Source organism: Variovorax atrisoli 110B, from assembly GCF_000382045.1.
GTDB lineage: Bacteria > Pseudomonadota > Gammaproteobacteria > Burkholderiales > Burkholderiaceae_C > Variovorax > Variovorax atrisoli.
Map to the genome: position 1 here is coordinate 188039 of NZ_KB907461.1, position 16920 is coordinate 204958.

Below are 16920 nucleotides of genomic sequence, written 5' to 3' on the forward strand. Positions count from 1 at the left end.
AGGTCTGCGCGCGCCTCGCGGCACGCTGGCGGCCGTCTGCGAACGTGGACTGCTGCGCTGCGGCGTACCGACGGCGGTGCCGGGCAATTCCGCCCGCAAGCGTTAAAGGAGAACGCCGTGGCGGCTTCCAGTTTTTCCTTCCTGACCAATACGCGGTTCGAGCAGCTGCTCGCCAACGGAACTCGGCAAGCTTTGGGACCAGGGTGGCGATTCGCACTACAGCAGCGACGTCAACGCGAGCGTGGGCGTGAGGGTGCTCTGGTAGCCCGGCCGCGCGGCGGGTGGCCGAGGACCCTGCGGGTTTGTGCCCACCCGCGTTGCATGGCGCTGCGTTGGCGCAATGTGCGGGCAACTTTTCAGAAAGCGCGCGAGAACTCGCCGTATTCGCCTGTGCTGGTCATCGAGGTCACGTTGAGGGGGTGCGCGTTGCTTTGCGCGAATGAAATCTACCCTCCCGATCAAGGCACCAGGTCGGGAGGGCGGCCAAGCCGTTCGGGAGATCGGCGCATTCCGCCCGTGACGTCCCCGTGTCCGCATTGACGCAGTCCTCGGCCTGAACAGACTCGATGCGCAAGTTTCCGACTTCTTTCCCTGCCGCCCGCGGAGTTCCTTGGCGAGTTCCGAGGAAGTTCTGCCACTCGCTGCTATTCCGTGTAATTGAATCGGCTTGTTGCAAATATTACATTGCAGCCCTTTTTATCTTTCGATGGAGGTCGAGGGGATGAACAGCATTTATCGCGTGGTATGGAATGGTGTGCTGGGTGTCTGGCAGGCTGTTTCGGAACTGGCTTCGTCGCCGGCGAGGCGCGCAGCGGCAGGCGGAAGCCGGCGTGCAAGGCGAATTGCAGCAGCCGTCGGCCTGCTGGCCTTGGCCGGCCTGCCGGCGGTCTCCTGGGCACAAGCCAGCGGCGGGACCGCATCTGTTGCGGGCGGGGGCACGGGCGGCCGGGGTGGCGCGGGGAATGGTGGTGGCGCCGGTGGCGGCATCCTCGGTGAGTTCCCCACCGGCAACGGACTGCCCTCGTCGGGAGGCAGCGGCGGTGCCGGCGGTATCGGAGGAATTGGTGCCGGCGGAGCGGGAGGGGCGGTGGGCGCGACCAGCGTCACGGGCTCCGTCAGCGGATCTTCAGGAAGCAGCGGCGTTCCCGACCCCGATCCGACCTTTGGCGCCGGCGGGGGCGGCGGCGGCGGTGCGGCCGTGTACACGTCCGACACCGGCATCAACGTGGGAGGAGGCACCACCCTGCAAGGCGGCAATGGCGGCACAGGCGGCGTCGGGCGCCTGGCCGGCGGCGGCGGCGGTGGCGGCGCGGGTCTGCAGTCCGTGGCGGCCGGCGTCACCCTGAACAATGCTGGCCAGGCGATCGGCGGCAACGGTGGTGCGGGTGCCGTCGGCCAGTGGGCCGGCGGCGGTGGTGGCGGTGGTGATGGCATCGTGCTGCAAGGCGGGAGCGCCACCGTCACCAATACCGGCACGGCCACCGGCGGGATCGGCGGGAATGGCGCCGTGACCTCCTTCGGCGGCTTGGTGGGCGGTGGCGGCGAAGGCGGTGCCGGTTTGGCGCTGGAGTCAAGCGGCAACTCGGTGCTCAATACCGGGACACTCGCGGGAGGCGCGGCCGGTGCCGGCGGAAACAACACCGTCAACGGCATCGGGGGCGCAGGTCTGCGCATCCGGGGCAACGCGAACAGCATTGTCAGCAGCGGCACCCTGATGGCCGGCATGAATGGCGACGGCACGATGCGCGGCGATGCGGTGCGGATCACCGGCAACGACAACCAGCTCGAATTGCGCGCCGGCTCCTCGATCACCGGCCTGCTCAGGGTGACCTTTGGCACCGGCAACGTGCTGAGGCTGGCGGGCGACACGACAGACGGCACCACTGGACTCAACGCCGGCTCCTACAGCGGCTTCACGCGCTACGAAAAGACAGGTGCCAGCACATGGACGCTGGCCGGCACCAATTCCGGCCTGACGCCATGGTTCGTGCGCGGCGGGGCGCTCTCCATCGCCGACGACGGTGCGCTCGGCAACTCGAGCGGTGGGCTCACGCTCGACGGCGGCACGCTGAACGTCACCGGCGACACCACGGCCACCCGCACGGTTGCGATCGGCGCGGGCGGCGGTACCTTCGACGTGGACCTGGTCCGTACGCTGACGCTGAATGGCGAAGTCTCTGGCGGCGGGGCGCTGCAGAAGACCGGCCGCGGCACGCTGGTGCTGGGCACGGCCAACTCGTACGCGGGCGGCACCACGGTGACTGCCGGCAGCCTGCAGGCCCTGGCGACCGGCGCGCTCGGTGCTGGGCCGGTGTCCGTGGCCGGTAACGCCTCGCTGATCTTCGGCAGCAAGGCCGATGCGGGCGGCTTGACGATTACCGCCGCTGCGCGCGGTTCTCTGCCGACGGACAACGCGGGTTTCGTGCAATTCCGCGACAGCAGCTCGGCCGGCACTGCCCATCTCATCATGAACACGGATGCGTCGGCCGAGTTCAGAGACAGCGCCTCCGCAGGCAATGCCGTCATCGAGAACCGTGGCGGGCTGACGAACTTCACGTTCAACGCGACCGCTGGCAACGCCCGCATCACCAATTTCGCTGGTGGCCGGATCAACCTGCTGAACGACGCCAGTGCGGGCCAGGCAACCTTCGTCAACGAAAGCGGAGGCCTGATCGACATCCTCGACCGCGCGACCGCCGACCAGGCCACGGTGGTCAACAACGCGGGCGGGCGCCTGAGCATCCGCTTGCTGACCGCCGCGGGCACTTCCATCGGCTCGCTGTCAGGCGCGGGTGACGTGATCCTCGGCGCCAAGGCGCTGACCACCGGCGGTTCGAACGCCAGCACCGAAGTTTCGGGCGTGATCTCGGGCACCGGAGGCTCACTGGTGAAGGTGGGCTCCGGCACGCTCACGCTCTCGGGCGCGAACACCTACACCGGCGGCACCGCGCTGCGCCAGGGGCGCCTGAACCTCGGCAACAGCCAGGCGCTGGGCACCGGAGCGCTGTCGATGGACGACGACACGACGCTGGGCTTCAGCGCCGACGGGCTGACGATCGCCAATGCGATTCAGCTCACGGGCACCACCGATCCGATCATCGACACCGGTGCCTTCAACGCGACCCTGAGTGGCGCGATCAGCGGCGGTGGCTTCATCACGAAGGAGGGCACAGGCACGCTGACGCTGTCCGGCGCCAACGTCTACACCGGCGCCACCAACGTGGCGCAGGGCACGCTCAAGGCCGGCGCCGCCAACACCTTCAGCGCGGCTTCCGCCCACAGCGTGGCCGCGGGCGCCACGCTGGATCTCGCGGGCTTCAGCCAGACGGTGGCCTCGCTGGCCAACAGCGGCACCGTCTCGCTGGTGGGCGCGGCCGCAGGCACGACGCTCACGGTGACGGGCGCGTACGTCGGCAACAACGGTGTGCTCCGGCTTGGTACCGTACTCAGCGGCACCGGCCCCTCGGACCGGCTGGTGCTCGACGGGGCCACGGCCTCTGCCGGCGGCCGCACGACAGTGCAGGTCACCAACCTCGGCGGCCTGGGCGCGCTGACCACCGGCAACGGCATCGAGGTCGTCAGCGCGATCAACGGCGCCACCACCACGGCGCAGACGACCAAGGACGCCTTCAGCCTGGCCAATGGCCATGTGGATGCCGGCGCCTATGAATACCGCCTGTACGCCGCCGACGCCAACGGCGCGGGCGAGAACTGGTACCTGCGCTCCAGCATTCCGGGCGCCGCGCCGCAAGTGCCCGCAGCACCGGTTATCACCTACCGCGCCGAGGCCTCGCTCTATTCCGCGCTCCCCGGCCAGCTGCGCCAGGGCAACCTCGCGATGCTCGGCGACCTGCGCAAGCGCGTAGGCGACGATGACGTGAAGGGTACCGCGAGCACCTCGACCAACCCCGCCGGCTCCGATCGCCGCGCCTGGGCCCGCGTGCTCTCCACCGACATCGACATCCAGCAGGGCGGCACGGTATCGCCATCCAGCAAGGGCCGCCTCACCGGCTTCCAGGCCGGCACCGACCTGCTGGCCACGCCGAACTGGCGCGCAGGCATCTACGTCGGCCAGCTCGACGGCGACGCGAGCGTGCGCGGCTTCGCCAGCGGCATCCAGAACCTCGGCGTGGGCCGCAACGACCTGCGCAGCCAGTACGTGGGCGTGTACGGCACCTACACCACCGACGGCGGCTTCTATGCCGACGCCGTGGTGCAGTCGGGCCGCCATCGCTACACGGTACAGCCGCTGGCCAGCCTGGGCGTGGGCGGCAAGGGCAACAGCCTGCTGGGCTCCATCGAGGTGGGGCAGTCCTTCGCGCTGGGCGGCAGCGGCTGGCGCATCGAGCCGCAGCTGCAGCTGATCCACCAGCACATGGATCTGGGCAACTCCGCGATCGCGGGCGCCATCGTCCAGCCGCAGGCCGACAGCGGCTGGATCGCGCGCGCGGGCGTGCGGGTCAAGGGCGAGATCGCCACGGGGCTCGGCACGCTGCAGCCGTATGGCCGCTTCAACGTCTACCGGACATCGAGCGGCGCGGACATCGCCCGTTTCGTGAACGGTGCGACCACGACCGACATCGCAGCGCCGACCGGCGGCACGAGCACCGAGCTTGCGGGCGGCTTCACACTGGCCTTGGGCCCGTCGACCAGCCTCTACGGCGAAGTCGGCAAGCTGTGGTCATCGGGCGGCGACGCCAGGGTCAGGAGCGGCATCAACGGATCGATCGGCGTGCGCGTGAAGTGGTAGGAAATCGCTTCAGCGCGTGACGGTCAGCGTGACGGAACAGTCGTGTTTCACGGTGCCCGAGCTCCATCCAGTGGGGCGCGCATCGTCGATGCAAAGCTTGCAGGGGCCAGCGGCGCCGGGCCCTCGCATGTCGCGTGCTCAGTCCAGATGGATCTGCACCCCCTGATCGACCAGCGCCTGCAGCTTGTCCGCTTCCTGGCCAAGGAACCGACCGAAGGCCTCCGGCGATGAAGCCGACACGCTCACGCCCGTCCTGGCGATCTGCGCCATGAGTTCCTCGTCCTGCAGGGCCAGGCGGATGTCCGCGTTGATCTTGTCGACGATCGCATCGGGCGTCGCGGCGGGTGCAAGCATGCCGAACCATGTACCCGTGACCAGGTCGACGCCCAGTTCCCTGAACGTCGGTATCTCGGGCGCGGCCGGGTGGCGCTGCGCCGCGGCGATGGCGACGGCGGCCACTCGTCCGGCCTTGACCTGCGCGTACGAGGACATGCCGTCGAACATGCCGTCGACCACGCCCGCGATCAGGTCGGACATCGACGGCCCCTGGCCCTTGTAGGGGACGTGCGTGAAGGTGATGCCGGTCTTCCTGGCGAAGAACTCGGCGCCGATGTGCGGGCTGGAAGCCAGGCCTGAAGATGCGAGCTTGAGGCTGCCCGGCGTGGCCTTGGCGTCGGCAATGATCGCCTCCAGCGGCTTGCCCTTGAGCCGGTTGGTGACCAGCAGCACGTTGTGGCTGGAACCGAGCAGCGCGACGGGCCGGAAGGATGTCTTCGCGTACGGCAGGCTCTTGCGCAGCACCTGGTTGGCGGTGAAGCCGTAGCTCGTGAAGAGCAGGGTGTGGCCGTCTGCCGGGGCCTTGCCGACCAGTTGCGTCCCGATGATGGTTCCGCCGCCCGCGCGGTTGTCCACCACCACGGGCTGGCCCCACATGCGCGACAGCTTGCTGCCGAGCTGGCGCGCGAAGTAGTCGGTGACGCCACCGGCGCTGTAGGGCACCACGATGGTCACGGGGCGGGCCGGAAAAACGGGTTGCGCATGCAGCGCCGTCGTCGTGCTCGCGGCGGCCAGCGCGGCGCACAGCAGCCGCAGGGGATGGGTCCGCATCGTCTACTCGCCCTGTTTCCGGGCCGGCGGCGCCTGGCAAGCCTGAAGCACCTTTGCACCCAGTGCGCTGCCATGCACTGCCAGATGAGCGCCGAGTTGGATGGCCTGCAGCAGCTCGGTCGGCGCGAGGCCATGCCCCAGGCCCGTGGCGACGATCTGTCGCACAGCATCGGGATTGAAGGCGGTGAAGCAGGCATGCAGCGCGAGCTGGACGAGGCTGCGCTCGGCATCGGTCAGGCCCGCGCCGGGTCGGCCCTTTTCGATGAAGTCGAGCAGCACCTCCACATAGCCGGCGTCCAGCCGCGCCAGTTCGTTCAGCCGCAGTGCGTGAGCGTGCCCGAGCCGGTCGATGCGGGCCTGGAGCGCCGTGCTGACGGCCTGCGAACCTCGCGAGTCCTGCAGCCCGGCGAGTTCCGCGAGGATGGCGGTCGCCTGGCCGACGCTGGCCAGGCCCTGCACGGCCACCAGGTGCAGCACGTCGACGATGTCGGCCTGCGTTGCGCCCACTTCCAAAGCCCGCTTCATGTGCGTCTGAAGGCCGGACTCGAACAGATGGGACGAGGAGCTGTCCAGCGCCACGTAGATGAGCTCCACCATGCGCGGCGTGAGCGGCCCGGTGCGCGCGGGATGACCGGCATAGCGTGCGTACTGCTCCACGAATCCGGGGCATGCGTCGAGCATGGTCTCGGTCCACGGTCGCCAGTAGCCGCGCTCGGCGATGAAAAATTCCTTGATCCGCGCGCGTTCCTTGTCGATGCGGGTTTCCGGCGTGTTCATGCTGCTGCGTCCTTCGGTGTGTTCCGGTGGCACACGAGCGTCTGGCCCGTCACATACTGCGCGGCAGGTCCGCAGACGTAGCGCAGTAGCGCGTACAGCGACCGGGGCTCCACCTCTGGCGGCACCTCCAGCGCGTTGATGCGCAAGGCGCGGCTGCCCCATTCGCAGGCCAGCGTCGAGATGAGCATGCGTGCAGCGGCGCCGTCGCCGGCGTCCTGCCAGCGGGTGCTGCGCTCCGGCGTGTCCTGTGGCAGCAGCACCGTGAGGCTGGCCTGCTGCGAATGACCGGACGCGAAGCGGATGGCGGCCTCGTGCACCGCCTGCAGCAGGCCGCTCTTGCGGTGCAGCGCGGAGAGATCGATGCATGCCGGGTAGTGCGGCCCGGCGCCGGCCGTTGCGGATACGGCCTGCCAGGGTTGCACGGGTCCGCCGAGTACCTCGAGCTGCAGCGGCAGGTCCAGCGGCAGCACATCCAGCGTGGCGGGCGCAAAACCCTGGCTGCCGCCATAGATCGACGATCCGCCATTCACCGGCAGGACCTGCCCGCTGAGCGGCGCGGCACCGGTGCTTGCCAGGAAGAACAGCGCCCGGGCCATCTCGTCGGGTGTCGCCATGCGTCCCAGCGGTGTCTTTGCCACCGCGCGCTCGGGGTCGATGCGCCCCGCTTCGATCAGCCCGGCGACGAGCTCGGTTCGCACGAAGCCGGGGCACAGCACCGTCACGCACAGGTCCGGCCGTGCGTTCGCCAGGGCGCGTGTCTGCGCGATGAGCCCCGCCTTGCTCGGGCTGTACAGGCCGCGAAACGGAATGGCGCTCAGGCCCGCGCCCGACGACACGTTCACGACGCGAGCGCCCGGCTTGAGCAGCTGGCTGCACGCATCCACCACCGCTGCAGGCGCAGCGAGGTTGAGCGCCAGCAGCCGGCCGGCCTGTTGGGGGCTCTGCTGTACCAGCGGCGTGTTAGAGGCATCGGACATGCCCGCGTTGTTGATGAGGGCGTCCAGCGCCGGCGTGCCTTCGGCCAGCGAGGCGATCTGCTTCGGGTCCGTCAGGTCGATCGTGCGCGGCACATGCGCGCCCTCGGCGGGCAGCTCTTGCGCCAGCTGGTGCAGGGCCTGCGCGTTGCGATCGACCAGCACGCATTGCCAGCCGGCGCTTGCGAACAGCCTCGCGGTGTCGCGTCCGATGCCGGATGCGGCACCGGTGATCAGGGCCGTGGGCATGGGCTCAGATGTTGGTCAGCGTGATGCCGCCGTCCACCGTGAGCGCCTGCGCGGTGATGAAGCCTGCCTGGTCGCTGGCCAGGAAGCAGATGCTCTGGGCGATGTCCTCCACCGTGCCCAGCCGGCCCAGCGGCGTGCGGGCGATGCGGTTGGCATCGCGTTCGGCATTGCGGTTGCGCTGCGTGCCTTCGGTGGGCACGGCCGAAGGGCATACGGCGTTGACGCGGATGTTGCGCGAGCCTAGTTCCGCCGCCGCCGCCCGTGTGATGCCGAGCACGCCCGACTTGATGCCCGAGTACACGACCGAATTGGCGGCCGATCGCAGCGCCGCGACCGACGCCACGTTCACGATCGCGCCGCCGCGTTCGGGGTCCATCACGGCCACGGCTTCCTGCAGGCTCCAGATGACGGACTTGAAGCCCACGTCGAGCATGCGGTCCACCGTTTCCGGGGCGATCTCGGGAATGGACTGGTAGCGCACCCAGGCCGCGTTGTTGACGAGGATGTCGAAACGCCTGCCGCCGAGGTCGAACGATCGCTGGATGGCTTCGCGAATGCCTTCGCGGCTGGCGATGTTCTGCACGATCGCGAAGGCCTGCCCGCCACGGGCCCTGATCTCGTCCACCACCGGCGCGACCAGCTCTTCCTTCAGGTCGTTCACGCAGACGATGGCGCCGCGCTCGCCCATCTGGCGGGCGGTCTCGCGCCCGATGCCGGCGCCCGCGCCGGTGATGAGGGCCACGCGGCCAAGCAAATCCTGGTTCATTTCAGATCCTTGTTCAGACAGACTGGATGAAGTCGCGGCCCACCTGCCGGGCCAGCACGCCCGAGCCGAAGGCGGCATCGAACTTGCGCACCTCGCGCAGCGCGTAGTGCAGCGGCACTTCCCAGGTGAAGCCCATCCCGCCGTGCAGATGGATGGACTTCTCCAGCACGAAGGCAGAGCTGGCCAGTGCATTGGCCAGCACGGGCGAGGTGGCGCGTGCGCCGCCGAATTCATCGGTGCGAAGCAGGCGCTGGATGCCCGCGCTGGAGGCCTCCTGCAGCAGGCGCATCCGCGCCAGCAGGTGGCGCACCGCCTGCTTGGCCGAGAGGGGCCGGCCGAACTGCACGCGCGTCGACATGTACTCGGCGGTGGTGGCGAGCGCGCCTTCGGCGGCGCCGTTGACCAGGCCCGCGATCAGGATGTGGCTGTCGCGCTGAAGGGCGGAGAAGGTTGCGGCATCCACCGTGGCGAGCACTTCGGCCTTGTCCAGCACCAGCCAGGCTTGGGGGTGCTCGGGGTCGAGTGCGGCATCGTCCTGGATCGTGACCGAGCCGAGGTCGACCAGCGCCGCGCCGCCCTGGCCGTCGGCCACCAGGGCCCAGTCGCAGTGACTGGCGTGGCGGGCCTGGCCCGCGAAGCCTTCCTGCAGGCTGCCCTGCAGCGCCCAGGTGGCCACGCGCTCGCCCGCCGCGAGCTGGGCGGCGAGTGGTGACTGGCCCAGCGCCTTGGCCACGAGGACGGTTTCCAGCAGCGGCCACTGCAGCCTCAGCTTGCCCGCTTCCGCCACGATGGGCAGCGCGAATTCGATGCCCAGCGCGAGGCCACCCGCCTCTTCGGACGCGCACACGCCGCACAGGCCTGCGCCTGCCAGCACCTGGGCCGCGTCGCGGAAGCCGCGCGCCTGCGCGTCGGTGATGGCTGCCGCGGCGGCCTGGCCGAACTCTTCGGGCTTGAGATCGTTGTCTGTGGTGCTCATCTCAGAGGTCCTTGGGCAGATCCATGATGCGTTGCGCGATGATGTCCAGCTGCACTTCGGTGGTGCCGGCGTAGATGGTCTCGGCGCGGGAATAGAGGTAGGCGGTGGTGAAGTGCTTGCGGGCACGCTGCGCGAGCGCGCTGGAGCGCGGGTTCACCTGCGACACCAGCGACAGCGCCAGCGCCATGAAGGCCTGGTGGGCCTCGGACCAGAAGAGCTTGGTGAGCGAACCGCGCGCGCCGATCCTGTCGCCGGCCATCATCTGGTCCACCGTGCGCTCGACCAGGCCCTTGAGCGCATCGATCTCGCCCACGACGTCGCCGATGCGGCGCTGCACGTGGCCGTCGTCCAGCAGCGTGGCCAGCTGTGGGTCGGACTTGCATGCGGCGATCAGCTGGCGCAGCTCGCATTCGAAGCGCCACGCGCGATACATGCGGTTGGTGGCGCGTTCGATCGACAGCACGCGGATCGCGGCGTTCCAGCCTTCGTCGGGCGCGCCCAGGCGGGCGCTGTCGGGGACCACCACGTTGTCGAAGAAGACTTCGGCGAAGGAGTCCTTGCCATCGATCGACTTGATGGTCGACACGCGGATGCCCGGCGTGTTCATCGGCACCGCGAACATCAGCAGGCCGCGGTGCTTGTCGGCCACCGTGCCGGTGCGGGTCAGCAGCAGGCAGTAGTGCGCCTTGGCCGCGCCGCTGGTCCAGATCTTCTGGCCGTTGATGCGCCAGATGTCGCCTTCCTGCACGGCCTTGGTCCGCAGCCGGGCCAGGTCGGAGCCGGCATCGGGTTCGGAGAAGCCCTGGCACCAGTAGTTGCGCATGGCCAGGATGTTCGGCAGGAAGAGCTGCTTCTGCTCCGCGGTGCCGACCGTCTGGATGATGGGGCCGGCCAGCTCCTTGCCGATGGAGCTCACGCTCTCGGGCATGGGCAGCGCGCCCACTTCCTTGTTGACCACCAGGTGCTCGCGCAAGCTGAGGCCGAGTCCGCCGTAGGCCTTGGGCCAGGTCATGCCGGCCAGGCCGGCTTCGTACATCGAGGCTTCCCAGTCGCGGCACTCGTCGAGCGTGGGGGTGCGGTAGTTCAGGCTGTCCGCGCGCATGTGCTCGGGCAGGTTGGCGCCGAGCCACTGGCGCGCGTACTCGCGATAGACGGCGGGGCCGGCAGACGCGTCGGGAATGGCCGGGTTCTTTGGCATGTGCATTGGAAGTGGCTTCAATGAGAATTGGCGTGGCCGGCGGCGGTGGGCACCATCAGTGCGTCCAGCACCAGGACGCCTTCGCCCTCGGGCTTGACCAGGATGGGGTTCATGTCGATCTCGGCCACGTCCCGGGCATGCCGGCAGGCGAACTCGGAGAGCTGGGCCACCGTGCGGGCGGCCGCGGCCACGTCGGCCTTGGCGCGGCCGCGCGCGCCGTCGAGCAGCGGGAACATCTTCAGGCTGCGGATCATCCGCACGGCCTCGTCCTCGGAAACCGGCGCGACCTGCACCGCGACGTCCTTGAGGACCTCGGCGTAGATGCCGCCGAAGCCCACCATCACCACCGGGCCGAAGACCGGGTCGCGCGAGACGCCGGCGATCAGCTCCACGCCGCCGCGAACCATGGGAGCCACCAGCACGCCGTCCAGGCGGGCATGGGGCGCGTGCTTCTTCGCATTGGCCATGATGCGTTCGTACGCTTCGAGCACCGCGGCGTCGTCATGCAGGTCGAGCGCCACGCCGCCGATCTCGGTCTTGTGGGCGATGTCTTCCGAGGCGATCTTGAGCACTACGGGATAGCCCGTGGTCCGCGCGCTGCGCACGGCCTCGTCGGCGGAAGCCACCACCTCCTCGCGCGGCACGCTGATGCCGGCCGCGGCAAGCGCGCGCTTGGCATGGAACTCGTTGCGGAACACGGCGGCATCCACGCCGTCGACCGGGCCGCCGTAGGCGGGGGTGGCGGGCAGGGTGGCAAGCCGGCCGAGCTGCACCAGGCCGGCGAGGCCGGTGGCCGCGGCCGGAATGCTCGGGAACACCGGGATGCCCAGCGCGTTGATCTCGGCCACCGCATCGGGAGGGCCCTGGCTGATGAGGACCATCAGCCGCTCGGGATGGCTCGCGCGGATGCTGGCCAGCGCCTCCATGTAAGTGCCGCGCAGCCGCGGGTTGTACAGCGACAGGGCCAGCAGCAGCACCAGCGTGCTGCCGTTGGCGTCTTCCTGCAGCGCGGTGAGCATCTTCAGCAGGATGTCGGGGCGCGCCGACATCTGGGCCGATGCATCCACGGGGTTGTTGGTGCCGGCGGTGGGCACGGCCTCGCGGATCAGGGCCTTCGTGCTGTCGGTGAGTTGCGGCAGGGTCATGCCGGCCTCGACCATCGCGTCGGCCATCATGATGCCGAAGCCGCCCGATGCGGCCACCAGCGTCACGGCGTCGGTGGCGGGCAGCCGGCCCGTGCCGAGCAGCACCGCCGCATGCCCCACGTTCAGCAGGTCTTCGAACGAACGCACGCGCAGCACGCCGTAGCGCCGGAACACGGCATCGAACACCGCGTCGGAGCCGGTGAGCGCACCGGTGTGCGATGCCGCCGCGGCCTGGCCCTGCTCGGTGGCTCCGATCTTGAGCACGATGACCGGCTTGTTGTTCGCGCGCGCCATGTCCAGCGCCTCGACCAGACGGCCCGCGTGCCGGCAGGTCTCCATGCAGCACAGGATGATTCGGGTGTCCGCGTCCTGCGCCAGTGCGGCGATGCCGTCGGCGACATCCACGTCGGCCTCGTTGCCGGTGGCGATGAAGCGGCTCACGCCCATGCCGCGCTCTGCCATGTTGCGCATGGTGAAGCTGCCGATGTTGCCCGACTGCGAGACGATGCCGACCTGCCCGGCCGGCGGCAGGCTCTGCTCCAGCGCGATGGAGAAGGAGCCCACCAGCCGGTCCACCACGTTCACGGTGCCCAGGCAGTTGGGGCCCAGCAGGCGCATGCCGTGGCTGCGTGCCACGCGCACCATCTCGGCCTGCAGCGCGGCGCCTTCGGGGCCGGCTTCCGCGAAGCCGGACGACAGCACGATCACCCCGCGCACGCCGCGATCGGCGCAGTCGCGCACGGCCTGCAGCGCCGCCTGCGCCGGCACCGCAAGGATGGCCAGGTCGGGGGCGGTCGGCGTGTCCAGGACGGAGGCGTAGGCCTGCAGGCCCTGGATGGTTCCGCCCTTGGGATTGATCGGATAGATGGCGCCCGCGTAGCCGTACTTGCGCAGCAGCTGCACGGGGCGGCCGCCGATCTTGGTGATGTCGTCGGAAGCACCGACGACCGCCACGCCCTGTGCCTTGAAGAATGCGTCCAGCCTGGTGCCGGTGGCTGCGTGAACCTGCGTCAGCATGGGATCAGCGTCCCTTGAAGACCGGCGCGCGCTTCTCGAGGAAGGCCATGCGGGCTTCGCGCGCGTCCTCCGTCTTCGACAGGGCCACGGTGAATTCCTGCTCGAAGCGATAGGCGTCGCGCTGCGGCATCAGATCGACCATGTTGGCCGCGCGCTTGGCGTAGGCGATCGCCAGCGGCGCCTTGGACGCGATCTCGCGGGCGAGCTCCATCGTGACGGGCAGCAGGTCCTTCTCGGCCAGCACGTCCTCGATCACGTTGCGCTTGAGCAGCTCGTGCGCCGTGAGGCGCTGGCCGGTGAAGAACATGCGGCGCAGGGTGGAGCGGCCGAAGAGGGTCTTGAGCATCGAAGCACCGCCGGCCAGGCCGACGTTGATCTCGGGCATGCCCACGGTCGCGTTCTCGCAGGCGTAGAGGATGTCGCACGCGGCGGCCAGCCCGAAGCCGGCGCCCAGCGCCGTGCCGTTGATCGCGGCGATCACCGGCTTGGCGCATTCGCGAATCGCGTTGCCGGTCTCGCGGGTGATGCGGTTGTGTTCGAGGAAGTCGCCCGCGATCTCGGCGTCGGGGCGGTCCTTGAGGTCGGCGCCCGCGCAGAACACACTGCCGGTGCCGGTCAGCACGGCGCAGCGGATGTCTTCGCGCTCGGAAATCGCGTCGAAGGTCGCCACCATTTCACGGCGCATGGCGCGGTTCAGCGCATTGACCGGCTTGCGGTCCATCGTGACCAGGGCGACCCCGCCGGAGACTTCCAGACGGACAAATTCATTACTCATACACCACCTCTCGAAGAAGCCGGCTTGACGCGGCACGGATCGGAATTGAATTGAAGCCAGTCGACAAACAGCCCGGGTCTCAATTCCGCGGGAATTCCGATTTAGGGGCCTGGGGCGGTGTGCTTCCGCCGGCTTGTCTCTGTTCTCAATATGCTCGATCGATTGTAGAAATGAACTCGAAAATCGATTTCAAACTAATCTGAAGGAGAGTTCTGCAAGAAATGAAGGAGTCGCTCCTCTTCCCGAGGGAGGCAGGGGGATACGATGCGGCGGCGCCGTGTTGCATGCGTGGCCCCGATGAGGCTGATTAGCGTGGCTCGATGCAATTGAATAAAGAGAAGAATTCGAATTCAATTTCGGATCAATTGAATTGAAAATGGAAATTCAGCGCCTAGGAAACCTCAAAACCGCTCTGGGCGAATGCCCCGTCTGGCACGATGGGCAGCTGTGGCTGCTGGACTGCCGCGCGGGCCTGGTGATTGCGCTGGATGCGGACACCGGCGCCGTCACCGCGCGCCATGAAGTCCCGCCGCCGCTGGGCTCCTTCGCCTTCAATGCCGATGGCCGCATCGTGCTGGCGCTGAAGGAGCAGATCTGCGCGCTCGACCCGCGTACCGGCCATCTGCAGACCCTGGCGCGGATCGACGCGAGCCACGAGCACCTGCGGCTGAACGACGGCATCTCGATGCCCGACGGCAGCTTCGTGGTGGGCACCATGCACGTCTTCCGCGAGCCGGGCGAAGCTCCGTTGGGCGGCCTCTACCGGCTCGACACCGGCCTGCGGCTGAGCAAGCTCGACGACGGGCTGGGCATCTGCAACGGCCCCTGCGTGAGCCCGATCGACGGCCGGCTGCATGTGGCCGACAGCGAAAGGCGCGTCATCTATTCCTACGCCGTGGCGGGCGACGGCACGCTCGGTGACAGGCGCGTGTTCGTGCGCACCGACGACCAGGGCTCCGGTCCTGACGGCTGCTGCTTCGATGCCGAAGGCGGGCTGTGGACCGCGCTGGTGCGTACCGGCACGCTTGCACGCTTCGACGCGCAAGGCCAGCTGACGCGAAAGATCGTGCTGCCCGTGACGCATCCGAGTGCGCTGTGCTTCGGCGGGCCGCAGATGGACGATCTGTTCGTCACCACCATCAGCGACAGCGGCAGGCTCAGCGCATCAGGTCCGCTGGATGGCGCAGTGCTCAAGCTCACGGGGCTCGGCTGCAAGGGGCTGGTCCGCCCCCTGTGCCGGATGCCGCTTCCGCCCGGCTAGGTCCGAAGCGGCGCGACGTCCAGTCCCGCCGGCTTGCCGTGCGCGGAAAAGCGCAGCTCGGGCCCGGCCACGTGCTCGGCCACGAAGTCGAGGAACAGGCGGATCTTCGCCGGAATGATGGGCGTGTCGAGGATGGTGGCGTACATGCCCTCGTCGAAGCCCTTGTTGCTGATGCGATAGCCGTCGAGCACCCGCACCAGCCGACCCTGGAGCACGTCGTTGTGCACCGTGTAGTCGTCCATCAGCACCAGGCCTTCGCCCAGCCGCGCAAGCTCGAGCAGCGCGATGCCGTTGTTGCTGACGTGGCGCGGCTTGAAGGCGATCTGGCTCAGCTCGTCCTGCTGCTTGAAGGTCCAGACGTATTCGTCGCCCGGCAGCTGGTAGGCCAGGCAGTCGTGCTCCAGGATGCCCTCGGGCGAGACCAGGGCGGGCATGCGTTCGAGATAGGAGGGAGCCGCCACCAGGTGCCGCTCGCTCTGGAACAGCATGCGGCGCTTGACGCCCGCCTCGGCCGGCGGCGAGATGCGGAAGTCGATGTCGACCTGGTTGCGCCGAAGGTCCACGGCGGCTTCGGTGAGCGAGAGCTCGATGTGGATCTCAGGGTAGAGCTTGCGGAAGGCCGCGATCAGCGGCGGCAGCACGCCCAGCCCGAACATCACGCGCGAGTGAACGCGCAGCAGTCCCTGCGGTGCCGCACTGATGGCGGTGATGTTGGTCTGCAGCTCCTTGATGCGCCACAGGATGCTTTCGAGCTGCCGCGCGTATTCCTGCCCCGACTCGGTCAGTGCCACCTGGCGCGTGGAGCGCAGCAGCAGCTTGACCTTCAGCTCCTCCTCGATCTCGGTGATCATGCGCGACACACCGGTGGCCGAGATGCCGAAGCGCCGTGCCGTCTCCGAGAAGTTGCGCGTCTGCGAGATGGAGAGAAAGAGCTCCATCGCTCGCAATCTATCCATGGGCGCCGCCTGCCCGCGCGAAGGCGCTCGCAACACAGGCCCGGAGGCCGGAGATCGTCAACTTACTTCTCCTGTTTACGCAGTTCTGAGCTGCAGATTCAGCCATAGTCAAAGAAAGCCGTCTCCCTAGAATTTTGGCAACCCAGGCGGGTGCAATTTTCGCGGAGACAGTACATGGAATTCGGGGTGTTCATTCTGGCCCAGCAGCGCGGCTATCACCAGACGTCGCAGCAGGTCATCAACAACTCGATCGAGCAGACGGTGGCGGCGGAGCAGGCGGGCTTCAACACGGCCTGGTACGCCGAGCACCACTTCAACAACTACTCGCTGTCGCCCTCGCCGCTGATGATGGTGGCGCACATGGCGGCCAAGACGAAGCGCATCCGTCTGGGCACGGCGGTGTGCATCCTGCCGCTGTACCACCCGGCGCGGTTTCTTGCGGAAGTGGGCTTCGTCGACACGGTGTCCGACGGCCGCCTGGAGCTGGGCATCGGCTCGGGCTACCAGCAGTTCGAGTTCGAACGCTTCGGCGTGAAGATCGAGGACTCGGGCGCCATCTACAACGAGTTCCTCGACATCCTGCCCAAGGGCCTGACGCAGAAGATCGTGGCGTACGACGGCGAGCACCTGAAGCTGCCGCCGAGCTCGATCGCGGTGCGCTGCCTGCAGGACCCGATGCCGCCGCTGTGGATCACCTCGGGCAACCCGGTCACGCTGGGGCGCGGGGTGCGCGAGGGCCACAACCTGTTCGTGACCGCGCTGCTCAAGGGCGACGATGCCATCGGTGAGCTGCGCCAGAGGCTGGACAAGGTCGCGGGCGACAACGGCAAGGACCTGGACCGCGACGTGAAGTTCGGCTTCCTGCGCTGTGCGTACGCTTCGGACAGCAAGGCGGAGATCGATGCGTACCTGGACTGCGCGCGCTTCCAGCGTCGCATCTCCGAGAGCCTGAAGTTCCGTCGTTCGCAG

At 68.5% G+C, this 16920-nt stretch carries 12 protein-coding genes and 1 pseudogene; 4 read left to right on the forward strand and 9 right to left on the reverse strand.

What is annotated here, in order from left to right; translation table 11 throughout:
• Window positions 1-721: 721 nt before the first annotated feature.
• A pseudogene (locus G369_RS39945) lies at window positions 722-856 on the forward strand (ESPR-type extended signal peptide-containing protein); the annotation flags it as partial.
• A gap of 231 nt (window positions 857-1087) precedes the next feature.
• A complete protein-coding gene (locus tag G369_RS0127565; RefSeq protein WP_019657296.1) occupies window positions 1088-4750 on the forward strand; it encodes an autotransporter outer membrane beta-barrel domain-containing protein in 3663 nt (1220 codons plus the stop codon).
• A gap of 138 nt (window positions 4751-4888) precedes the next feature.
• On the opposite strand, the gene G369_RS0127570 is transcribed toward G369_RS0127565, so the two are convergent.
• The 8 genes from G369_RS0127570 to G369_RS0127605 are packed head-to-tail and all read right to left on the reverse strand — an operon-like array spanning window position 4889 to window position 13734.
• Window positions 4889-5857 (reverse strand): tripartite tricarboxylate transporter substrate-binding protein, encoded by a 969-nt coding sequence (locus G369_RS0127570; RefSeq protein ID WP_019657297.1) that lies wholly within the window; start codon window positions 5855-5857, stop codon window positions 4889-4891.
• Between the two features lie 3 nt (window positions 5858-5860).
• A complete protein-coding gene (locus tag G369_RS0127575; protein WP_019657298.1) occupies window positions 5861-6634 on the reverse strand; it encodes a carboxymuconolactone decarboxylase family protein in 774 nt (257 codons plus the stop codon).
• A complete protein-coding gene (locus G369_RS0127580; RefSeq protein ID WP_019657299.1) occupies window positions 6631-7857 on the reverse strand; it encodes an SDR family NAD(P)-dependent oxidoreductase in 1227 nt (408 codons plus the stop codon). Before G369_RS0127580 ends, G369_RS0127575 begins: the two co-directional genes overlap by 4 nt.
• Window positions 7858-7861: 4 nt before the next feature.
• A complete protein-coding gene (locus G369_RS0127585) occupies window positions 7862-8623 on the reverse strand; it encodes an SDR family NAD(P)-dependent oxidoreductase (RefSeq protein ID WP_019657300.1) in 762 nt (253 codons plus the stop codon).
• 13 nt (window positions 8624-8636) lie between these two features.
• Entirely contained in the window at window positions 8637-9599 is a 963-nt protein-coding gene (locus G369_RS0127590) for an acyl-CoA dehydrogenase family protein (RefSeq protein ID WP_019657301.1), read from the reverse strand.
• A gap of 1 nt (window position 9600) precedes the next feature.
• Complete coding sequence (locus G369_RS0127595) at window positions 9601-10803, reverse strand: acyl-CoA dehydrogenase family protein (protein WP_019657302.1); 1203 nt, start codon at window positions 10801-10803, stop codon at window positions 9601-9603.
• Window positions 10804-10814: 11 nt separating this feature from the next.
• Window positions 10815-12959 (reverse strand): acetate--CoA ligase family protein, encoded by a 2145-nt coding sequence (locus tag G369_RS0127600; protein WP_019657303.1) that lies wholly within the window; start codon window positions 12957-12959, stop codon window positions 10815-10817.
• A gap of 4 nt (window positions 12960-12963) precedes the next feature.
• A complete protein-coding gene (locus G369_RS0127605; RefSeq protein ID WP_019657304.1) occupies window positions 12964-13734 on the reverse strand; it encodes an enoyl-CoA hydratase/isomerase family protein in 771 nt (256 codons plus the stop codon).
• 376 nt (window positions 13735-14110) lie between these two features.
• Here G369_RS0127605 and G369_RS0127610 point away from each other — a divergent pair, with 376 nt between their 5' ends.
• Window positions 14111-14995, forward strand: coding sequence for an SMP-30/gluconolactonase/LRE family protein (locus tag G369_RS0127610; protein WP_019657305.1), 885 nt, complete (start codon window positions 14111-14113; stop codon window positions 14993-14995).
• Here G369_RS0127610 and G369_RS0127615 read toward each other — a convergent pair.
• Window positions 14992-15951: a LysR family transcriptional regulator gene (locus tag G369_RS0127615; protein WP_038115926.1), complete on the reverse strand. Its 960-nt coding sequence runs from the start codon at window positions 15949-15951 to the stop codon at window positions 14992-14994. The genes G369_RS0127610 and G369_RS0127615 overlap by 4 nt on opposite strands.
• A 174-nt stretch (window positions 15952-16125) precedes the next feature.
• Here G369_RS0127615 and G369_RS0127620 point away from each other — a divergent pair.
• On the forward strand, window positions 16126-16920 hold a 795-nt coding region (locus G369_RS0127620; RefSeq protein ID WP_019657307.1), incomplete at its 3' end, for an LLM class flavin-dependent oxidoreductase.

Excerpts from the sequence above, each read along its gene's own strand:
- G369_RS0127570 (WP_019657297.1), bottom strand. The coding sequence starts at position 5,857 with ATGCGGACCCATCCCCTGCGGCTGCTGTGCGCCGCGCTGGCCGCCGCG.
- G369_RS0127575 (WP_019657298.1), bottom strand. The coding sequence starts at position 6,634 with ATGAACACGCCGGAAACCCGCATCGACAAGGAACGCGCGCGGATCAAG.
- G369_RS0127580 (WP_019657299.1), bottom strand. The coding sequence starts at position 7,857 with ATGCCCACGGCCCTGATCACCGGTGCCGCATCCGGCATCGGACGCGAC.
- G369_RS0127585 (WP_019657300.1), bottom strand. The coding sequence starts at position 8,623 with ATGAACCAGGATTTGCTTGGCCGCGTGGCCCTCATCACCGGCGCGGGC.
- G369_RS0127590 (WP_019657301.1), bottom strand. The coding sequence starts at position 9,599 with ATGAGCACCACAGACAACGATCTCAAGCCCGAAGAGTTCGGCCAGGCC.
- G369_RS0127595 (WP_019657302.1), bottom strand. The coding sequence starts at position 10,803 with ATGCACATGCCAAAGAACCCGGCCATTCCCGACGCGTCTGCCGGCCCC.
- G369_RS0127600 (WP_019657303.1), bottom strand. The coding sequence starts at position 12,959 with ATGCTGACGCAGGTTCACGCAGCCACCGGCACCAGGCTGGACGCATTC.
- G369_RS0127605 (WP_019657304.1), bottom strand. The coding sequence starts at position 13,734 with ATGAGTAATGAATTTGTCCGTCTGGAAGTCTCCGGCGGGGTCGCCCTG.
- G369_RS0127610 (WP_019657305.1), top strand. The coding sequence starts at position 14,111 with ATGGAAATTCAGCGCCTAGGAAACCTCAAAACCGCTCTGGGCGAATGC.
- G369_RS0127615 (WP_038115926.1), bottom strand. The coding sequence starts at position 15,951 with ATGGATAGATTGCGAGCGATGGAGCTCTTTCTCTCCATCTCGCAGACG.